This window comes from Bradyrhizobium sp. NBAIM03 (assembly GCF_020194055.1).
Taxonomy (GTDB): Bacteria; Pseudomonadota; Alphaproteobacteria; order Rhizobiales; family Xanthobacteraceae; genus Bradyrhizobium; species Bradyrhizobium yuanmingense.
On record NZ_JADYVS010000279.1, the window covers coordinates 1 to 387 of the forward strand.

Below are 387 nucleotides of genomic sequence, written 5' to 3' on the forward strand. Positions count from 1 at the left end.
GTACGTAATGCGTCGGATAACATCCGTAACGCCATGAATATGCTGATGGAAGTGGCGTTGCTGGTCGGTTCGATCTTTGCAGCAATCAAAATGGCGGGCTATACCGGATTCTCTATCGCGGTTGCCATTTACTTCCTCAACGAATCCCTGGGCCGTCCGGTACAGAAAATGGCGGCACCGGTCGTGGCAGTAATGATCACCGGCATCCTGCTGAATGTTCTTTACTGGCTTGGCCTGTTCGTTCCGGCTTAAGGAAGGCACCTATGAAGACGTTTCCTCTGCAAAGCCTGACGCTTATTGAGGCGCAGCAAAAGCAGTTTGCGCTGGTGGACACGATTTGCCGTCATTTTCCTGGCAGCGAGTTTCTTACCTGCGGTGATTTGGGCT

General features: G+C 52.2%; 1 protein-coding gene. It reads left to right on the top strand.

What is annotated here, in order from left to right; all coding sequences use genetic code 11:
- Nucleotides 1-252, top strand: a 252-nt coding sequence (locus tag I6F21_RS38500; protein ID WP_276573650.1) for a YhfT family protein, incomplete at its 5' end; no start/stop codon positions are given.
- Between the last annotated feature and the right edge of the window lie 135 nt (nucleotides 253-387).